Annotated in this window: 15 protein-coding genes; 7 read left to right on the top strand and 8 right to left on the bottom strand. The window is 73.4% G+C overall.

What is annotated here, in order from left to right:
* Both N865_RS12255 and N865_RS12250 read right to left on the bottom strand, forming a co-directional pair.
* Positions 1-981: a carbohydrate ABC transporter permease gene (locus N865_RS12255; RefSeq protein ID WP_084328182.1), complete on the bottom strand. Its 981-nt coding sequence runs from the start codon at positions 979-981 to the stop codon at positions 1-3.
* A complete protein-coding gene (locus tag N865_RS12250) occupies positions 978-2,342 on the bottom strand; it encodes an ABC transporter substrate-binding protein (RefSeq protein ID WP_034806180.1) in 1,365 nt (454 codons plus the stop codon). Before N865_RS12250 ends, N865_RS12255 begins: the two co-directional genes overlap by 4 nt.
* Before the next feature lie 231 nt (positions 2,343-2,573).
* Here N865_RS12250 and N865_RS12245 point away from each other — a divergent pair, with 231 nt between their 5' ends.
* Entirely contained in the window at positions 2,574-3,596 is a 1,023-nt protein-coding gene (locus N865_RS12245) for a LacI family DNA-binding transcriptional regulator (protein ID WP_034806177.1), read from the top strand.
* 41 nt (positions 3,597-3,637) lie between these two features.
* Here the strand turns inward: N865_RS12245 and N865_RS12240 are convergent, their stop codons facing one another.
* Genes N865_RS12240 through N865_RS12225 form a run of 3 tightly spaced genes read right to left on the bottom strand, consistent with a single transcriptional unit; the run spans position 3,638 to position 5,504 of the window.
* Positions 3,638-4,393: a CPBP family intramembrane glutamic endopeptidase gene (locus N865_RS12240; protein WP_157557676.1), complete on the bottom strand. Its 756-nt coding sequence runs from the start codon at positions 4,391-4,393 to the stop codon at positions 3,638-3,640.
* A gap of 13 nt (positions 4,394-4,406) precedes the next feature.
* Positions 4,407-4,958: a nitroreductase family deazaflavin-dependent oxidoreductase gene (locus tag N865_RS21800; protein ID WP_051510513.1), complete on the bottom strand. Its 552-nt coding sequence runs from the start codon at positions 4,956-4,958 to the stop codon at positions 4,407-4,409.
* 15 nt (positions 4,959-4,973) lie between these two features.
* A complete protein-coding gene (locus tag N865_RS12225; RefSeq protein ID WP_034806174.1) occupies positions 4,974-5,504 on the bottom strand; it encodes a mycothiol transferase in 531 nt (176 codons plus the stop codon).
* Positions 5,505-5,773: 269 nt separating this feature from the next.
* Here N865_RS12225 and N865_RS12220 point away from each other — a divergent pair, with 269 nt between their 5' ends.
* The 3 genes from N865_RS12220 to N865_RS12210 all read left to right on the top strand — a co-directional run bounded on the left by N865_RS12220 (position 5,774) and on the right by N865_RS12210 (position 11,280).
* Entirely contained in the window at positions 5,774-7,189 is a 1,416-nt protein-coding gene (locus N865_RS12220) for an FAD-binding oxidoreductase (RefSeq protein WP_034806173.1), read from the top strand.
* Between the two features lie 90 nt (positions 7,190-7,279).
* A complete protein-coding gene (locus N865_RS12215) occupies positions 7,280-7,627 on the top strand; it encodes a VOC family protein (RefSeq protein ID WP_034806172.1) in 348 nt (115 codons plus the stop codon).
* Between the two features lie 98 nt (positions 7,628-7,725).
* Positions 7,726-11,280, top strand: a complete 3,555-nt coding sequence (locus tag N865_RS12210; RefSeq protein WP_169735739.1) for an AfsR/SARP family transcriptional regulator — start codon at positions 7,726-7,728, stop codon at positions 11,278-11,280.
* Here the strand turns inward: N865_RS12210 and N865_RS12205 are convergent.
* The 3 genes from N865_RS12205 to N865_RS12195 form a co-directional block, all read right to left on the bottom strand.
* The gene (locus N865_RS12205; RefSeq protein ID WP_034806167.1) at positions 11,274-12,002 is read right to left on the bottom strand and encodes a hemerythrin domain-containing protein; all 729 of its coding nucleotides are present in this window, start codon (positions 12,000-12,002) and stop codon (positions 11,274-11,276) included. The genes N865_RS12210 and N865_RS12205 overlap by 7 nt on opposite strands.
* Before the next feature lie 10 nt (positions 12,003-12,012).
* Positions 12,013-14,325, bottom strand: coding sequence for an MMPL family transporter (locus tag N865_RS12200; protein ID WP_084328181.1), 2,313 nt, complete (start codon positions 14,323-14,325; stop codon positions 12,013-12,015).
* Positions 14,326-14,471: 146 nt separating this feature from the next.
* Complete coding sequence (locus N865_RS12195; protein WP_245603743.1) at positions 14,472-15,716, bottom strand: geranylgeranyl reductase family protein; 1,245 nt, start codon at positions 15,714-15,716, stop codon at positions 14,472-14,474.
* A gap of 193 nt (positions 15,717-15,909) precedes the next feature.
* Between N865_RS12195 and N865_RS12190 the strand changes: the two genes are divergently transcribed.
* The 3 genes from N865_RS12190 to N865_RS12180 all read left to right on the top strand — a co-directional run bounded on the left by N865_RS12190 (position 15,910) and on the right by N865_RS12180 (position 18,567).
* Positions 15,910-17,193: a cysteine desulfurase-like protein gene (locus N865_RS12190; RefSeq protein WP_034806163.1), complete on the top strand. Its 1,284-nt coding sequence runs from the start codon at positions 15,910-15,912 to the stop codon at positions 17,191-17,193.
* A gap of 85 nt (positions 17,194-17,278) precedes the next feature.
* Complete coding sequence (locus tag N865_RS12185; protein ID WP_034806161.1) at positions 17,279-17,779, top strand: DUF427 domain-containing protein; 501 nt, start codon at positions 17,279-17,281, stop codon at positions 17,777-17,779.
* Between the two features lie 80 nt (positions 17,780-17,859).
* On the top strand, positions 17,860-18,567 hold the full coding sequence (locus N865_RS12180) for a M50 family metallopeptidase (protein WP_034806159.1): 708 nt from the start codon (positions 17,860-17,862) through the stop codon (positions 18,565-18,567).
* The last annotated feature ends 18 nt before the right edge of the window (positions 18,568-18,585 follow it).

Genomic DNA, 18,585 nt, shown 5'->3' with positions numbered 1-18,585 from the left:
TCACTTCTCCCTGAAGAAGCGCTGGATGGGCAGGATGACCGCGAGCACGATGATGCTGAGCACGACGGCGAGGGCGGACGACTGGCCGATGCGGTTCTCGGTGAAGGCCAGCTGGTAGACCTGCACGCCGGGCACCTGGGTCGAGTAGCCGGGGCCGCCCTGGGTGGACATGAAGACCACGTCGAAGCTGGCGAGCGCGGCGATGATCGTGATGGTGATGCAGACGCCGATCTCCTGGCGCAGGCCGGGGAGGGTGATGGCGCGGAACTGCTGGATGCGGTTGGCGCCGTCCAGGCTGGCGGCCTCGTAGAGGCTCGTGTCGATCTTCCCGATGCCGGCCATGAGCAGCAGCGTGCAGAGTCCGGTGGCGAGCCACGTGCCGATGATGCCCACCGCGGGCAGCGCCCAGGTGAAGTCGCCGAGCCACGCGCGCTGGAGCGAGGCGAGGCCGACGGCGCCGAGCATCTGGTTGACCGCGCCGTTGGGGGAGTACATCCACGTCCAGGCGATGGCCGAGGCAGCGCCGGGGATGATCTGCGGCAGGAACATCATCGTGCGGGCGGTTGCCCCCAGCGCCTTGCTTTTGATCTCGCGGACGATCGAGGCGACGACGAGCGCCAGCAGCACGGGAAGGAAGGTGAAGAAGATGATGAGGATGAACGAGTGGATGATCGAGGCGAGCAGCTGGGGCTCCGTGAAGACCCGCGTGTAGTTCTTCAGGCCCGCTGGGGTCGCGACGCTGACGCCGTCCCAGTCGAAGAAGCTGTACTGCACCGCCGTGATGATCGGGTAGAGCTCGAACACGGCATACATGACCAGCGCGGGGAGGGCGAACAGCCAGCCGGCCCAGCGGGCCTTGCGACCCAGGGCGGAGCGGGTCGCGCCGCCCCCGGCCCGCCGCCGCACGAGGCGGCGGCGGGAGGCGGAGGCAACCTCGTCGGCGACGTCGACCGGCGCAGTGAGCCCGTCGACGGTGCTCATCGCTTCAGCTCGTCTTCGTACTTGGCCTGCACGTTGGCGACGAACTGCTCGGGGGTCGACTTGCCGGCGAGGAGCAGCTGGCTCTCGGGGTTCCACGCCTGGTTCGAGATGCCGGCGGTGGCGTTCTGCACGAAGGGGACCTGTCCGGCGTCGGCGGAGACGGTGCTGAAGGCCTTCGTGACGTCGTTGAGGACGGAGCCGGCCTTGATCGTCGGTGCCGCCTGGGTGCTGAGCCCGCTCGGCATGAACCCGTTGTCGACCGCGATCTGGCGCGCCTCGTCACTCGAGAGGAAGTTGAGGAACGCGGCCGCGGCGTCCTTGTTCGGGGACTTCGAGGGGATGCCGAACGCGGTCGCGGCATCCGACATCGCGGCCACCTTGCCCCCGGCGGTCATCGGCGGCATCGGGATGAACCCGACCTGCTCCGGCATCGTCTTGTCGAGGTTTGCGGCATCCCAGTTGCCCCACGGGAAGAACAGCCCCTTCTTGCTGGCGAAGAGCGCGTCCGCTGCCGTGGCGTCGAGCGCGTTGACGGCGGGCGGGAAGTAGCCGGCCTTGCTCCACTCGTCGACCTGCTTCGCCGCCGCGACGGACTCGCCGGTGGCGATCGTCGCCCCCGGCGCGTTGAAGACCCACTGGGAGACCTTCTCGGGGCCCATCGACGTATTGAGCAGCAGCTGGTAGGGGAAGACGCCGCCGCCCTCCTTGTTGGCCACGACCATCCCGGTGAGGCCGGCCGCCTTGGCCTTGGACAGGAGGGCCGTGAGGTCGGTGACCGACGCGGGCGGCGCCGTCATGCCAACCTGCTGGGCGAGCTTCTTGTTGTAGTAGAGCCCCGTCATGGTGAAGCCACTGGCCTTGGCGAAGAGCGACCCGGAGCCCGCCACACCGGACTTGGCCCGGAACTGCGCCAGCTGCGAGGCGGGGAGCTGGTCCCAGCCGTAGGCGGTCGCGTAGGCGTCGAGGTTGGTCAGCAGGTTGTTCTTCGTGCCTGCCGTGACCGAGATGACGCGGATCAGGTCGGGCGGCGTCGCCGAGGCGAGCTGCCGGGGCTGGTTCTGGGTCGTGACGTTGTCGGGGTCGTAGGTGGGAGTGACCGTGACGTTCGGGTACTTCTTCGTGAACGCGGCGATGAGCGCGTCGTCGACGGCCTTGAGGCCCTGGCCGTCGTAGAGCTTGAGGGTGACCGGCTTGGTGCCGATCGAGGTGCTGACGGCGGTCGGCGTCGACACCGCGGCCCCGCCGCTCGACGCTGCCGGGCCGGGGGCCGAGCACGCCGCCGCGCCGGCCACCGACAGGGCACCGATCGCTCCGAGGACGGCCCGGCGGGTCAGACGAGAGCTGGATTCTGCGAACTGCATTGGATGCTCCTGCACCGTTGAAGGAGTCGGCCACTCATGTCGCCGACCACCCCTCCCGGGGCGGGAGGGGGAAAGCGTGGAAACGCTTCCAGTTGGAAGGGTGACGGCGACAACCCGTGGCTGTCAAGGGGTGCACGCCAGATTCGAGACCGAACCCAAAAACGCGCGAAAGATGCCGGAAATGGCCGGCTCTCAGTTGGTGAAAGCGTTTCCAATGACTACCCTTGGCCCATGGAGGACGCGACACCGGCGAAGGTGACCCTGACCGACATCGCCCGGATGGCGGGGGTGGGTGTGGGCACCGCGTCACGCGCGCTCAGCAACGCCAAGAACGTCGCCCCCGCGACGCGCGCCCGCGTGCTCCGCGTCGCCGAGGAGAACCACTACGTCGTCTCTCCCGAGGCCTCCCGGCTGGCCAAGGGCAACACGGGACGGGTCGCGCTCGTCGTCCCCCACCTGTCCCGGTGGTTCTTCGGCTCGGTCGTCGAAGGACTCGACTCCGTGCTCCGGGGTGCCGAGCTCGACGTCCTGCTCTACCAGGTCGGCGACGCGCGCGACCGGCACGACTTCTTCGAGCGGCTGCCGGCCCGCCGCAAGGTCGACGCGGTCGTCGTCGTCGGCTTCCAGGTGGAGGACGACGAGAGGACGAGGCTCGAGACGCTCGGGGTCCACATCGTCGCCGCCGGTGGACAGAGCGCCGCCTACCCCTCGGTGCACATCGACGACCACACCGCGAGCCGCCAGGCCGTCGACCACCTGCTCCACCTCGGCCACACCCGGATCGCCATGCTGGAGGCCCTCGACCCCGACCAGCCGCGCCTCAGCTCGACGCGTTCGCCCGCCTACTACGAGGCCCTCGACCGCGCGGGCATCCCCGTCGATCCCTCGCTCGTCGTCACGGCGCCCTGGGGCGGTGAGCACGGAGCGGCGTCGATGAGTCGGCTCCTCGGCCACCCGGACCCGCCGACGGCCGTCTTCGCGCACTCCGACGAGGTCGCCGTCGGCGCCATGCGGACACTGCGTCGAGCGGGGCTTCAGCCCGGCGCGGACGTCTCCGTCGTCGGCATCGACGACCATCCACTCGCCGACCTGTGCGACCTCACGACCGTCCGGCAGCGACCTGCCGAGCAGGGCGTGCTCGCGGGCCGGCTGCTGCTCGACCTGCTTCGCGGCGAGGCGCCGCCGCAGACCTCGACCACCGTGCCGACCGAGCTCGTCGTGCGCGGCAGCACGGCGCCGCCACGTCAGCGCTGACGGCCACCGGGCGGCATACGCGCGTCAGGTCGAGACGGCCCTCAGGCGGCGAGCCGCCAGGCGATGACGCCGAAGAGGACGCCGAGCGCGTTGGTCGCCCAGTGCATCCCCACGCTTGCGAAGAGGCTGCCGCTCCGGCGGCGCAGCTCGGCCGCGACGACGCCCCCGAGGGCCGTGAACAGGACGGTGCCCCCGACGATGGCGACCTTGGCGAAGGCGCCGAGCCCGGCGGCGGCCGACCCCAGCGCAGCGTTGCCGGTGGCCGACGCCATGGCCGGGAAGATGTGCCACAGACCGAAGAGCAGCGACGAGCCGAGGACGACCTGCCACATCCGGGCGTGCCGCGACAGGAAGCCCCAGAGCACCGACCGGAACGCCACCTCCTCGAGCAGTATCGTGCCGACCGGGATGATGACGAACGCCGTGAGCAAGGCCCCGGCGGGAGGCAGGTGGTAGCGGGCGTCGAGGAACGCCGTGCGCGTCGTGGGCAGCAGGACGCCGGCGAGGTAGACGAGCGCAACGATGCCGATCACGCCGAGGCCCCAGCGGATGCCGCGGGCGTGCGTGTGGCGGGCCAGACCGAGCTGGTGCCAGGTCAGCCCGTGCCAGCGCGCGAAGGCGAGGAGGACGACCGCTCCGACCGGGCCGAGCCACATCGAGCCCCAGTTGAGGACGTGGTTGGCGATGTTGATCCCGGCCATGACGAGCACGACCGCGACGGTCGGCGCGACGCCCGTGCCTCGTTTGGGGTGGGCGGGCGCGGGGGCGATCTCGACGGCGGTTGCGGCTTGGGTCATCAGAACCATTGTCTCACGCGCCGAGAGCCGGGCCCGGTTTGTCGGGAAGGTGCGACCCGTACCCCACCGGCCGGAAGGCGAGCATCGGCAGCTGCTCCGCCAGGCGACGGCGCGCCGGCTCCGAACCGTCGTAGCGCCACCCGAGCAGGACCCACAGCGTCGCGCGGATCCCGGGCAGGAGCAGCACGTTGCGTCGCTCGTAGTGGCGGAACACCTCGATCGCCTCGTCGACGTCGAGCACGCGGTATGCCGCTGGGCGCGGTCCGTGGCCGAAGTCGAGGCTCGCCCCTCCCGCAGCCCGGATGTTGCGCACCCAGTCGGCCCGGGGACCGTAGCCCGCCATCACGGTCGCCTCACCGGTCACCCGGTCGTAGTGGGTCACCTCGACGACGGCGTGGTGCAGGAGACCGGTCCGGCGTCCGATGTGCCCGATCCGGACGAAACGGTGGCCGAGGAGCCGGCCGAGGCCGTGGTCGTAGAGCGCGCCGGGTGCGGCATACACCCGCTTGAGCCACGCGGGGAGCGGGCTCGACCACGGGTCGGCGACCGGCTGTGACGTGCTCACGACGCTCTCCGCCCCTCAGGCGCGGCGGGTGACGAGGCCCTTGACGTACTCCGCCTGGCCGAGGTGCTTCATCGCGTCGCCGAGCACGGAGACGACCCGCACCGCGACCGTCACGGGCGGGTCCCACCGCTTGTCGATGACCCCGGCCCACTCGTCGGCTTCCGTCGCGTCGACGTAGGCGATGGTCCGTTCGTGAACGGCGCCCTGGTAGCCGCCGAGCAGTCCCGGGTCGCCCATCCGGAAGGCGCCCACCTCGGCCGACGACTGCCCCCACCCGTGGGCGCTCGCGGCATACGGCAGGTCGAACCGCTCGGCCCAGCCGTCCTCGAGGTAGGCGGACCGGCGTCCGGCGAGGTGGGCGACCTGCTCGTCCTGCTGCCGCGAGAGGTGCCAGAGCAGCCAGGCGATGTGGTTCGCGTCGGCGTCGGGGCGCCACAGCAGCTGTTCGACCGACAGGCCCTCGACGACGAGCGGCACCCCCTCCCGGATCCGGCCGAAGCCGTCGCGCAGCAGGTCACGGGCGAGGGTCGTCGATGCGTCGGTCATCTCCTCAGCATGCCCCACCCGACGCGCCGTCAGGCGTGGACGACGGCAGCCGCGTGAGACTCGCACGGGGCTCGATGTATCTGCAGCGCGGGTCGGCGCACTGTACCCCCGGCGGGCCCCAAGTAGGGCCCAAGCCGGGCCCAAGAGGCCCCACGCACCGTGGTCCCAGCAGCACACGCGGACCACCTCGCCCGAGGCGACGCGTGACCCACCACGAAGGATGCAGCGCCACCCATGCGTCGTGCGTCCGCCACCTGCAAGGAGCCAGCATGACCATCGAACTGACCACCACCACCCGTCGGGCAGCCGGCCTCGCCGGGCTCTGCGACGGTGCGATCCACCTGCCCGGCGACGAGGGCTACGACGCGGTCCGCCTGCCGTGGAACGTCGCCGTCGACCAGCGGCCCGCCGCCGTGGCCGTTCCGAAGACCGTGGCGCAGGTCCAGTCCGTCGTCCGCGCGGCGGCCGCCGCCGGTCTGCGGGTCGCGCCGCAGAGCACGGGCCACAACGCCGGCCCGCTCGTCGCCCAGGGCCTCGACGAGGTCGTCGTCCTGCGCACCTCCGCGCTGCGCGGCGTCTCCATCGACCCGGTGAAGCGGATCGCCCGCGTCGAGGGCGGTGCACTCTGGCTCGACGCCACCGAGCCCGCGGCCGACCACGGCCTCGCCGCACTCCACGGCAGCTCTCCCGACGTCGGCATCGCCGGCTACTCCCTCGGCGGTGGAATCGGCTGGTACGCAAGGAAGCTCGGCCTCGCCACGAACAGCCTGACCGCGATCGAGCTCGTCACGGCCGACGGCGAGCTCGTGCGCGCCGACGCCACGACGAACCGTGAGCTCTTCTGGGCCCTCCGCGGCGGGGGCGGCAACTTCGGTGTCGTCACCGCGCTCGAGTTCCGGCTCTACCCGATCGAGACGGCCTACGCCGGCATGCTCGTCTGGGACCGTGACGACGCGGAGAAGGTGCTGCGCCGCTGGGCCGACTGGGCCCCCGACGCGCCCGACTCCGTGTCGACCTCCTTCCGCGTGCTCAACCTCCCGCCGCTGCCGGACATCCCGGAGCCGTTCCGGGGGCGCTCGCTCGCGGTGATCGACGGCGCGGTCCTCGGCTCGGACGCCGAGGCGGAGTCGATCCTCGGCCTGCTCCGCGGCCTCGAGCCCGAGCTGGACACCTTCGGCCGCGTGCCGGCCCGCTCGCTCGTGCGCCTCCACATGGACCCGGAGGGCCCGACGCCGGCCGTCTCGGACTCCTCCATGCTCACCGAGCTGCCCGACGCGGCGATCGACGCCTTCCTCGAGGAGGTCGGCCCGGGTTCGACGTCGTCGCTCCTCGCGGCCGAGATCCGTCAGCTCGGCGGCGCGCTCGGTCGCCCGCACGAGGGCGGCGGGGCGCTGTCCATGCTCGACGCGTCCTTCCTCACGTTCGGGGTCGCCGTCGCCGCGACGCCGGAGATGGCGATGCAGGGCCAGCTCGACGCGGCCCAGCTCATGGGTGCTCTCGAGCCGTGGGCCACCGACCGCGCCTACCTCAACTTCGCCGAGAACGCCGTGTCGCCGAAGAGCGCCTACGACGAGCCGACCTGGACGCAGCTCAAGGGACTCCGGTCGGCGTTCGACCCGGACGACCGCTTCCTGGCCAACCACCGCGTCCCGCGCCTCTTCGAGGACGGTCGCGTCACCGAGTGAGCCGACGGCGGGAGGGCGCCTTCCCCGGGTATGCCGCCCTCCCGCCGTCACAGCCCACGCGCGGCCAGGCCTTCCCTAGAGTCGGGTGTCATGGCGGTCAAGCGGATCAAGCCGAACGTGCAGTCGGACAACTTCGATGCGAGCCGCGCGTTCTACACCGACGTCATCGGGCTGGAGGAGCAGCGCGGTCTCGACTGGATCCTGTTCTTCGGCACCGACCAGCGCGAGGTGCAGCTCAGTGTCATGAAGCTGGACGTCAAGGCGCACCTCCATCCCGATGTCTCGATCGAGGTCGACGACGTGGACGAGGTCCACGCCCGGGCCGTCGCGGCCGGCGCGGAGATCGTCTACCCCTTGACCGACGAGGACTGGGGGCTGCGCCGGTTCTTCCTGCGGGACCCGAACGGCGCCGTCATCAACGTGACCCAGCACCGCTGACGGCCCGGACTGGCCAGTGGCCGCGGGCCATCAACCGCGGCACTGGCCCCGTGAGAAACGATCGCACGACCGACGGGCTCGACCCTATGCTCGGTCCCGTGAAGGTGGAGGTCCTCGGCTCGGTCGAGGCGTCGCTCGCAGGAGCTCCGGTCGACCTCGGGACACGCAAGCAGCGTGCCCTCGTCGCAGTGCTCGCGCTCGGCACGGGCCGTCCCGTCTCCGTCGACACGATCATCGACACGCTGTGGCCGCAGGACCCTCCGCCCGGCGTGGCCGGCACACTCCAGGCGTATGTCGCCGGGCTGCGCAAGGCGCTCGAGCCGAACCGCCCCCCTCGGGCTCCCGCGACGGTCCTTGTGACCGTCGCACCCGGCTATGCGCTCCGGATCGCCGACGACGCGCTCGACGCCCGGGTCTTCGACCGGACCGTGAGCTCGGCCCACCGGCGCCTGGGACGCAGCAGCGATCCCACGGCCCCGCCCGAGCTCAGCGCCGAGGAGCTCCAGCAGGTCGTCTCCGACCTCGACGACGCCCTCGGCCTCTGGCGCGGCACGCCCTACGTCGAGCTCGAGGACGCGCCCGGCGCGCTCGCGGAGCGGGTTCGTCTCGAGGAGCTGCGCCTCGTCGCCCTCGAGGACCGCGCCGTCGCCCAGCTCGCGCTGGGCCAGCACGCCACCGTGGCCGGCGACCTCGAGTCGCTGACGACGGCCCACCCGCTCCGCGAGCGCCTGTGGGGCCTGCGCGCCCTCGCCCTGACCCGGGCGGGCCGCCAGGCCGAGGCCCTCGACGCGCTCCGACAGGTCCGCGACGTCCTCGACGAGGAGCTCGGCCTCGAGCCGAGCGCCGAGCTGCGCGACCTCCAGTCGGCCGTCCTGCGTCAGGACCCCCGCCTCACCTGGCAGCCCCCGCGGACCAGCACCCTCCCAGCCGCCACCGAGACGACGACCGAGACGACGACCGAGACGACGACTGAGAGGACCGCCGAGAAGACCACCGAGCCGACCGCTGTGCCGACCGCCGGCGCGACGAACGGGACGTCCAACGGAACAGCCGACGGAGCAGCCATCAGGACGGCTCGCACCGGCTCGCGACCGACCACCACGTCGCCGGCGCCCAGTGCAGCGCCCGAGACCCGGCCCGAGGGCGAGGCGGGCCGGCTCGCCGAGCCGGCCCAGCGGCATACGTCGACTCCCCCGCAACCCTGGCCGCTCGTCGGTCGCGAGGAGCAGCTCGCCGAGCTGACCGCGCTCCTCGACGGGGCCGAGAGCGGCGTCCCGTCCTTCGCGACGCTCGTCGGCGAGCCGGGCATCGGCAAGAGCCGGCTCAGCGCCGAGCTCGCCGCCGTCGCGAGCGCCCGCGGCGCGACCGTCCTGCTCGGTCGCTGCTCGCAGGACGACGGCGCGCCGCCGCTCTGGCCGTGGGCGTCCGTGCTGCGCGGCCTCGACGAGCCGCTCCCGATCATCGAGGGAGACGACGGCGGCGGCGCCTTCCGCACGTGGGACGCGATCGTCGACCTCGTCCTGCGCGCCGCCCACGACCGCACCCTCGTCATCGTCCTCGACGACCTGCACTGGGCCGACGTCGCGAGCCTGCGTGTGCTCCGCCTGCTCGCCGAGCTCGCCGACACCGGACGGCTCCTCGTCGTCGGCACGTGGCGCGACCACCCGACCCCCGAGGGACCGTTCGGCGAGGTCGTCGAGTTCCTCGCCCGTCGGCATGCGACCCGCATCCACCTCCAGGGGCTCCCGCCCGACGCCGTGGGCGAGCTCGTCGAGGCCGTCGCCCACTCGGCGGCGTCACCCGCCGAGGCCGACGCGCTCCGAGGCCGGACCGACGGCAACCCGTTCTTCCTCGTCGAGTACGCCCGGCTCGCCAAGGTCGGAGGCGACCTCAGCAAGCTCCTCGACGAGCCGACGCCCCCGTCGGCGGTCGCCGACGTCCTCGTGCGCCGGCTCCAGCGCCTGCCGGAGCCGACGGTCGCCTCCCTGCGCACGGCCGCGGTGATCGGGCGCGAGTTCGACCTCGACACGCTTGCCACCACGCTCGGACACGACGACGAGGACGTCCTCGACGAGCTCGACCCGGCCCTCGCCGCCGGCCTCCTCCGCGACGACGGGGGCGACCGTTTCCGCTTCGCCCACGCCCTCGTGCGCGACACCGCGTATGCCGGACTGCCGGCCTCGCGACGCTCCCGCTGGCACGCGCGCGTGGCCGAGGCCCTCGAGGCCCAGCCCGGCCGCGAGACCGAGGTGGCGCATCACTGGCTGAGCGCCGGTCCGTCGCACGCCGCCCGCGCCTGGCGCTCGGCCGTCGAGGCGACCGTCCTCACCCGGCGTCTCCACGCCCACGAGCAGGGCGCCGAGCTGCTCCGGTCGGCGCTCGAGGCGCTGCCGAGCGACCCCGGCTCGACGGCCCGCGACCGCTACGACGTGCTCATGGGCCTCGCCGAGAACCTCCGCTGGATGGGCGACTGGGAGAGCCTCGTCGCCGTGGTCGACGAGGCGATCGACGTCGCCGAGCAGCTCGGCGACGTCGAGCTGCTCGCCACGGCCGCCACGGCGACCGCGGTCGGGGCGCTGTGGCAGTCGGGACCGCACGGGATGGTCAGCGAGACGGTGGTCGCAGCGCTGCGCCGATGCCTCGACCGCCTGCCCCCGGCGGACGGCCCCACGCGGTGCCGAGTCATGCTCAGCCTTGCCCTCGAGGTCTACTACCGGTCCTCCCACGAGGAGCGCGTCGCCCTCGTCGACGAGGGGCTGGCCATGGCGCGCCGCCTCGGCGACGACGACCTCCTCCTCGACGCCTACCAGCTCGCCTACACGGCCCTCTGGACCGCGTCGACGGCCCCACGCCGGCACGACCTCATCCGCGAGGCCGTCGAGCTCGCCCGCCGCCTCGGCCGGGAGCGTGCCTACGTCGTGTCCGCGACACTCCGCGCCGTCGTCGCGGGCGAGCTCGGGCTCACCGACGAGATGTGGGAGTGGGCCGTCGAGGCACGCCGTCACGCGGAGCGGCTCCGGCTTCCCTACGGCGTCATGGTGCTCGACACGCTCGAGGTGCCGTGGCTCGCGATGCGGGGTGACTTCGAGGCGTGCGAGGAGCGTCTCGCGAGCCTCATTCGCAGCAACGAGCTGATGACGCTCAAGCAGGGCGAGGAGGCCGTCGCCGGGGCGATCATGACGGTCCGGCTCTGGCAGGGTCGGCTCGGGGAGGCGACCCACGTCAGCGACGCCCTCGAGGGTGAGACGTTCCTGCCGATCGACTCCGCGGTCATCGCGCTGCGGCTCCGGATGGGCGACCTCGAGGGAGCCCGGCGCCACCACGCCCTCGGCCGCATCGACCTCACGGCCGACAACTGGCACTCGCTCCTCAACTGGGGGTTCGCCGCCGAGACGGCGCTCGGCGTCGGCGACCGCGACCTCGCCGCGGACGCCTACTCCCGGCTCGCCCCGTTCGAGGGGTACTCGTGCTGCGCCGGGTCGGGCAACGCGATGGGACCGGTCGACGCCTTCCTCGCCATGGCGGCCGCAGCAGTCGGCGAGAGGGCCCTTGCGACGCGCCACGCCGACCGGGCCGAGGAGCTCTGTGCCGCATGGCAGATCCCGCTGGCCGCGCAGTGGCTGCGCGACCAGCGGGAGCGGTTCGGCTACTGACCGTCCCGGTCGAGGTGGCGGAAGGCGCGTCGCTCGCGCCGGGCGAACCCCGCTCGGGTGACCAGCCAGACGAGCCGCTGGGCCCGGCCCGCACGGCCCAGCAGGTCCCGCACGACCGGACCCGGCAGCCCGTGCAGGCACCACGGGACGAGCGCGAGGAGCTGCGCGGGGCGCAGGCCGGCGCGGAAGTGCTCCTCCTCGATCGCGTCCCACTCCTCGTGCGTCAGGACCTGTTGGACGATCGCCAGCGCGTCCCGTTCCTCGTGCGCGAGGTGCCGTCCGAGGCCCTCCCGAGCCGCGCAGAGGCGGACGGCGAGGGCCGCACGGGCGTCCTCGTCGGCGTGCCCCGACAGCCGCCGGAACCCGGCGTCGCACGCCTCGAGGACCGGGTCGACCTCGGCGTGCTCGGCCTCCATCGCCCGGAGGACCCGCCTGCCGGCGTCGTCGGTCCGCGCGAGGAGCGCAGGCCAGAGGCCTGCGTCCTCGCCCGCGTGGTGGTGGTGCAGGGCCTCGGCGAGGAGCTCCCAACGGCGGGCGAGCGCCTGCCACGTGCCGCGGTCGGCCGCAGGTGTCACCCGGACCGCCTCTGCGAAGGCCCCGAGGTCACGCCGGAAGGCGTGGTGCATGACGTACATCATCGTCAGGTCGACCGGTCCTCGGTGCGTGGCCGCCTGGCCCGGCAGGCGGACCTGCACCGGCCACGCCGCTGTCGTCGCGCTCATCGCTCTGTCCTCAGCGCGTCGCGACGGGCGCGGGCTCGTCGGACCCCGTGGTCGCGCCACCGCCCTCGCCGTATGCCGCTGGGCTGCCGTGCGCTGCCACCGCCGTCGCGAGCGTGGCGGCGTGAGGGGCGGGACGGCCGACCGGGTGACCGGCAGCACGCGCGGCCGAGGCGGCCCGACCGCTCGGGAGTGCTGCGGTGGAGGCCGGCCCAGCGGCATACCCGGGCTGGGGGGTGGCAACCGCGTGGCCTTCGGTGTCGATCGTCGGCAGGAGACGGTCGAGCCACGCGGGCAGCCACCAGTTGAGGCGACCGAGGAGCGACATCGTCGCGGGGACGAGGACCATCCGCACGACGGTCGCGTCGAGGAAGACCGCGACTGCCATGCCGACGCCGAGCATCTTGACGACGACGTCGACCTCGGAGGCGAAGCCGAGGAACACCGCGACCATGATCGCCGCCGCCGAGGAGATGACCCGGCCGGTAGACGAGAGGCCATGGACGACGCTCGCCCGCGGGTCACCGGTCGCGAGCCACTCCTCGCGGATCCGCGAGAGGAGGAAGACCTCGTAGTCCATCGACAGGCCGAAGAGGATCGCGAACATGAGGATCGGCACCCAGCTCGAGACCGGGACCGCGTGGTCGAGACCGAGCAGGCCGGTGCCCCATCCCCACTGGAACACGGCCGTCATGACGCCGTAGGCAGCGGCGATGCTGAGCAGGTTCATGACCGCCGCCTTGACGGGGATGACGACCGATCGGAAGACCATCGCGAGGAGGAGGACCGAGACGGCGACGACGAACGCGATGACGAGCCAGAGCCGACCGGCCAGCAGGTCCGAGATGTCGGCGAACACCGCGGTCCCGCCGGTCAGCTCGACGCCGGAGGGGAGCCCGGCTCGCACGGACTCGACGAGCGCGCCGGTCCGGGCGTCGCTCGCGGCGAAGGCGGGCTGGGCCTGCAGGAGGGCGAGCGCCCCGTCATGTGAGGTCGTGGCGGGCGTCACCGCGACGATGTCCGCCCGGGCCGCGAGGTCGGCCGCGACGGCGGCGACGGCGGCGTCGGTGACCTTCGTGCGGTCGGCGACGACGAGAAGGGGACCGTTCGCCCCGGGGCCGTACTCAGCCGAGACGAGGTCGAACGCTCTCCTCGTCGTCAGCGAGCTCGACTGGGTGCTCGGGTCCTGCGGCCAGGTGCGCATGTCGAGGGCCGGCACGGCGAGCGTGAGCATGAGGACGGCGGCGCCGATGGCCCAGGGCAGCGGCCGACGCCCGACGCGCGAGGCCCAGCGGGTGGTGAGCGGGGTCCGGTCGCTCGTCCGACCACGGCGGACCCGGCGGGAGAGCATGCGCCGCCCGGCCAGCCGGCAGAGCGCCGGGACGAGCGTGAGGGACGCGGCCAGGACGGCGAGGACCGCGATCGCCGTCGCGAAGCCGAAGGACGAGTACACCGGCAGGCCGGCGAGCGGCAGTCCCATGAGCGAGACGAGGACCGTCGAGGCGGCGAAGACGACCGAGCGGCCCGCTGTCGCCGTGGCGTGCCCGGCGGCGTCGGTGACGGAGTGCCCGGCGCGGAGGTGCTCGATGTGCCGGCTCGCGAGCAGGAGGGCGTAGTCGATGCCGACGCCGAGCCCGACCATCGTCGCGACGGTCGGGGCAGCCGTGCTCACGTCCATCGTCGCCGCGAGGAGCGTGACGCCGCCGCTGCCGACGGCGAGGCCGACGATCGCGGTGAGGAGCGGCAGGCCGGCCGCGACGACGGAGCCGAACGCGAGGACGAGGATGACGAGGGCGGCGGCGAGCCCGATCGCCTCACCGCGCCCCTCCATCGGCGCGGCGGCGCTCTCGGGGACCTCGCCCCCGAGCTCGACCTGCAGGCCGGCGGCTCGCGCCGGAGCGACGGCCGTCTCGAGCGGGGTCAGGTTGCCCATGAGGTCGGCGTCGGTGACGGGCACGTCGTAGGTGATCGTGTAGAGCGCCGTGTCGCCGTCGGCCGACGGGACCGGAAGCGACACCGTGACGACGTGGTCCATCGCAGCGAGGCGGGCCGTGAGGCCGCGGAGCTGGAGCGCGTCGGGTGCGGCCCCCGAGCGGTTGTGGACGACGACCCGGGCCGACGCGTCGCCGGCGCCGGGCTGGTGGTCGCGCAGCTGCTCGATGCCGACCTGAGCCCGGGCGGCGGGCACGTCGTAGTCGTCGTGCGGAGTGCCGCCGAACGCGGCCGCGAGCCCGAGGACTGCGGCGGCGAGGACGAGCCAGGCGGAGATCGTCCGCCAGGGGTGGGCCGCGGCGCCGTGGCCGAGCCGGAAGAGCAAGCGGGACATGGTGAGTTCCTTGTGGTCGGTGGGCTGGTTCCCGACCAGCGTCGGACCGACCGCTTGAGCCGCACTTGGGCTCCACTTGGGGGCCCCGCGTCCCCCGGGGCTCACCTCGCGCGCCTCACCTCGCGCGCGTCACCTCTTGCGTGGGGTCAGCTGAACGGCGGGCGGTCGTCGAGCCGCAGCGACTGCCGCCCCGCCCAGCGCCAGACCCGGGCCGCGGCGTCGCGGTCCTCCTCGGTGACGAGGTTGCCCATCCAGCGCAGCGCGAGCGTCATCATCCACGTGGACCGCATGCCGATCGGACCGAGCGTCGGCAGCAGGCGCGGCACGGTCACGAGGCCCGCGAGGCGGCGCGCGATCGAGAACGCCTCGCCGTAGTGCTCGGTGAGGACCGCCGGCCACGTCGTGCCGAGCGGGTCGCCCGCGTGGATCGTCTCGGCGACGAGGCGCCCGGTCTCGAGGCCGTAGTCGATGCCCTCGCCGTTGAGCGGGTTGACGCACCCGGCGGCGTCGCCGATGAGCGCCCAGTTGGGGCCGGCCACGCCGGTCACCGCCCCTCCCATCGGGAGCATCGCGGACGTCGGCAGCTGGAGCGGCCCGCTCAGGCCGAACTCCTCCGCCTGGCTGTCCGCGTAGAACTGCATGAGCGGCCGGAGCTGGACGTTGGCCGGGCGCTTCAGCGTCGCGAGCGTGCCGACGCCGACGTTCACCTGACCGCCGCCGAGCGGGAAGATCCAGCCGTAGCCGGAGAGCAGCTCGCCCTCGACCCCGCGCAGCTCGAGGTGCGAGCTGATCCACGGGTCGGTCGAGCGGTCCGACTCGACGTAGGAGCGGGCGGCCACGCCGTAGACGGTGTCGCGGTGCCACTCGCGGCCGAGCAGGCGACCGAGCTGCGAGCGGACGCCGTCGGCGACGACGAGGTGGCGGCAGCGGACCGTGTGCCGCTCGCCGTCACGCTCGAGGACGACCCCGGCGACCCGCTCGCCGTCCCACACGACGTCGACGGCACGAGCCCCGTCGATGCCGATCGCGCCCGCCTTGACCGCTCCGGTCCGGATGTGGTCGTCGAGCTCGGTGCGCGGCACGGCCGAGCCGTGGTCGGGCAGGGAGCCGCCCGGCCACGGCAGCTCGAGCGTCTGGCCGAACCCGTGGGCGCGCAGGCCCTGGTTGACGACGTGGGCCCGAACCCAGTCGGCGAGACCGAGGCGCTCGAGCTCGGCGACGGCGCGCGGGGTCAGGCCGTCGCCGCACGTCTTGTCGCGGGGGAAGACGGCCGAGTCGGCGAGGACGACGTCGTGGCCGAGTCGGGCGGCCCAGGTGGCCGCCGCCGACCCGGCCGGACCGGCACCGACGACGAGGACATCGGTCTGCGCAGGGATGGGCTGGACACTCACGCGCCCCATTGTCCCAGTTCACGAGGGGTGCCGCGGACACCGCCGTTCCGCGCCGGACGGGACCCCCCGCGCCGGTATGCCGTCCAGCCGGCCACGTGCCCACCGCGCGGGTCCGCTCGAGCCAGCCCAGCGGCATACCGCATCGGGGTGCACCCGCGCTGCCGCCGGCCGACTCGGCTGCGAGGATCGGGGCATGGCCTACGACGTCGAGACGATCCGCTCCCACTTCCCGGCCCTGCGCGAGGGTGCGGCCCATTTCGACGGGCCCGGCGGCTCTCAGACGCCCGACGTCGTGGCGCGGGCCGTCGCCGACACCCTGACGTCGGCGATCTCCAACCGCGGCTCGTGCACGCCGGCCGAGCGCCGGGCCGACGCCGTCGTGCTCGAGGCGCGGGCGGCCGTCGGCGACCTGCTCGCGGTCGACCCGGGCGGCGTCGTCTTCGGCCGCTCGGCCACCGAGCTGACCTTCCACCTCGCCCGGACGCTCTCCGCCGGCTGGGGCCCGGGCGACGAGGTTGTCGTGACCCGGCTCGACCACGACGCCAACGTCCGCCCCTGGGTCATCGCCGCCCAGCGCTCGGGTGCAACGGTCCGCTGGGCCGAGTTCGACCCGGTGACCGGCGAGCTCGACCCGGCGCGGTTCGCGGAGCTCGTCACCCCGCGGACGCGTCTCGTCGCCGTGACCGCCGCCTCCAACCTCATCGGGACCCGGCCCGACCTGCCCGCCATCGCCGAGATCGCCCACGCGGCCGGGGCGCTCTTCTGGGTCGACGGAGTCCACGCGACCGCGCACGTCGCGACCGACGTCACCGCGAGCGGGGCGGACTTCTGGGTCTGCTCGCCCTACAAGTTCCTCGGCCCGCACCACGGCGTCCTCGCGGCCCGGCCCGAGCTGCTCGAGACCCTCCGCCCCGACAAGCTCGTCCCGTCGTCCGACGCCGTCCCCGAGCGCTTCGAGCTAGGCACCCTGCCCTACGAGCTGCTTGCCGGGACGACGGCCGCCATCGACTTCCTCGCCTCCATCACCGAGCCGGCCGGGCCGACCGGCCGGAACGAACGCGCCGAACCGCCGCTGGACGCCGCACCCGGGGCTTCGGTCCGGCCGGTTGACCCGACGCGGCGGGAGCGCCTCGTCGCCTCCTTCGCCGCGATCGAGGAGCACGAGGACGCCCTCCTCGCCACGCTGGAACCGCGCCTGCGAGCGCTGCCCGGCGTCACGGCATACAGCAACGCGAAGCGCCGGACGCCGACGCTGCTCCTCACGGCCGAGGGGCACGACCCGCAGGCGATCCGCAGCGCGCTCGCCGAGCGCGGGGTCAACGCGCCGGCCGGGCACTTCTACGCGTGGGAGTGCAGCCACCACCTCGGGCTCGGGTCCACCGGAGGCGTGCGGGTCGGGCTCGCGGCCTACACGAACCACGACGACGTCGAGCGCCTCGTCGACGGGCTCACCGACAGCCTCGGCAGGCCTGCCTGAGGGAGCGTTCGACGCCCCCGACACGTGAGCCCGCCGGATGGCATCGTGGGGACATGGAGCTGATCGCCGTCATCGGACGCCCGTCGTGACCCGCCACCCTGCCCCGGACCCTGCCGGCCCCGGGCAGGAGTCCGTCTGGGACTACCCCCGCCCGCCGCGGGTCGAACCGAGCAGCGAGCTCGTCGAGGTGCACCTCGGCGGGCAGGTCGTCGCACGAACCGACCAGGCGCTGCGGGTCCTCGAGACGAGCCACCCCCCGACGTACTACCTGCCCCGCGACGCCTTCGTCGAGGGCGTCCTCGTCGCCGTGCCCGGCAGCACCGTCTGCGAGTTCAAGGGTCGCGCCGCCTACTTCGACGTCGTCGCGGGCGGCACGCGCGCCTCCCGCGCGGCGTGGCACTACCCGGAGCCGGTGGCCGGCTTCGAGCCGCTCCGCGACCACGTCGCCGTCATGCCGAGTGCGATGGACGCGTGCTTCGTCGACGGCGAACGCGTGCGGCCGCAGGAGGGCGGCTTCTACGGCGGGTGGATCACGGACCGGGTCGTCGGCCCGTTCAAGGGGGCCCCGGGCAGCCTCTGGTGGTGAGCCTCTGGTGGTGAGCCTCTGGCGGTGAGGGGGTCGCAGCGCCCCACGCGCACAAGGTCGTGGGCTAGGTTCTGCTGTCCGTGGACTGGTACCAGCAGATTCGTGAGCGCGTCATCCCCGCAACCGGCGAGGTGGCGGTCAACGCGCCCCTGCTCGTCTGGGTCCTCCTCATCGCGGTCGTCGCGCTGTGGCTCCCGCCCGTGTGGGCGGTCGTGCGGCTCGCCGTGACCCTGGTCCACGAGCTCGGCCACGCGGTGGTTGGGGTGCTCGTCGGCCGCAAGTTCACCGGCTTCGTCCTGCGCGGCGACATGTCGGGTCAGGCGGTGACGCGGGGGCGCCCGACCGGCCCGGGCCGGGTGGCCTCGACGTGGGCCGGCTATCCCGCACCCGCCGTCGTGGGGGGCGCGATGGTGTTCCTCGCGGCCCGGGGGTGGGCGGCGCCCGTCATCACGGTCGTCATCGCGATCCTGCTCTTCGCCCTCGTCCGGGTCCGATCGGCGCTGACGGCCGTCGTCATGGCGGTCGCCCTCGGCGGCTCGGTGGCCCTCTGGTGGTGGCGCGACGATGTCGTCCAGCTCCACGTCCTGATCGGTGTGGGCATCGTCCTCGTCGTCGGCGCCTGGCGACACCTGGCCGCGGTGCGTCGCGACCGCACCGGCGGCAGCGACCCCGCTGTCCTCGCGTCCCTGACCCACGTCCCGCGGCTCGTCTGGAACCTCTCCTTCGCGCTCGTGTGTGCGCTCGCGACGTGGGTCGTCGGGGTCCAGCTCCTCGCCGTCCGCCGCTGACCCGTCCCGGCGTGCCGG

Origin of the sequence: Intrasporangium oryzae NRRL B-24470 (assembly GCF_000576595.1) — a bacterium.
Lineage (GTDB): Bacteria > Actinomycetota > Actinomycetes > Actinomycetales > Dermatophilaceae > Intrasporangium_C > Intrasporangium_C oryzae.
Note: the sequence above shows the minus strand (reverse complement) of the source record. Positions and strands in the feature narration are given on the sequence as shown.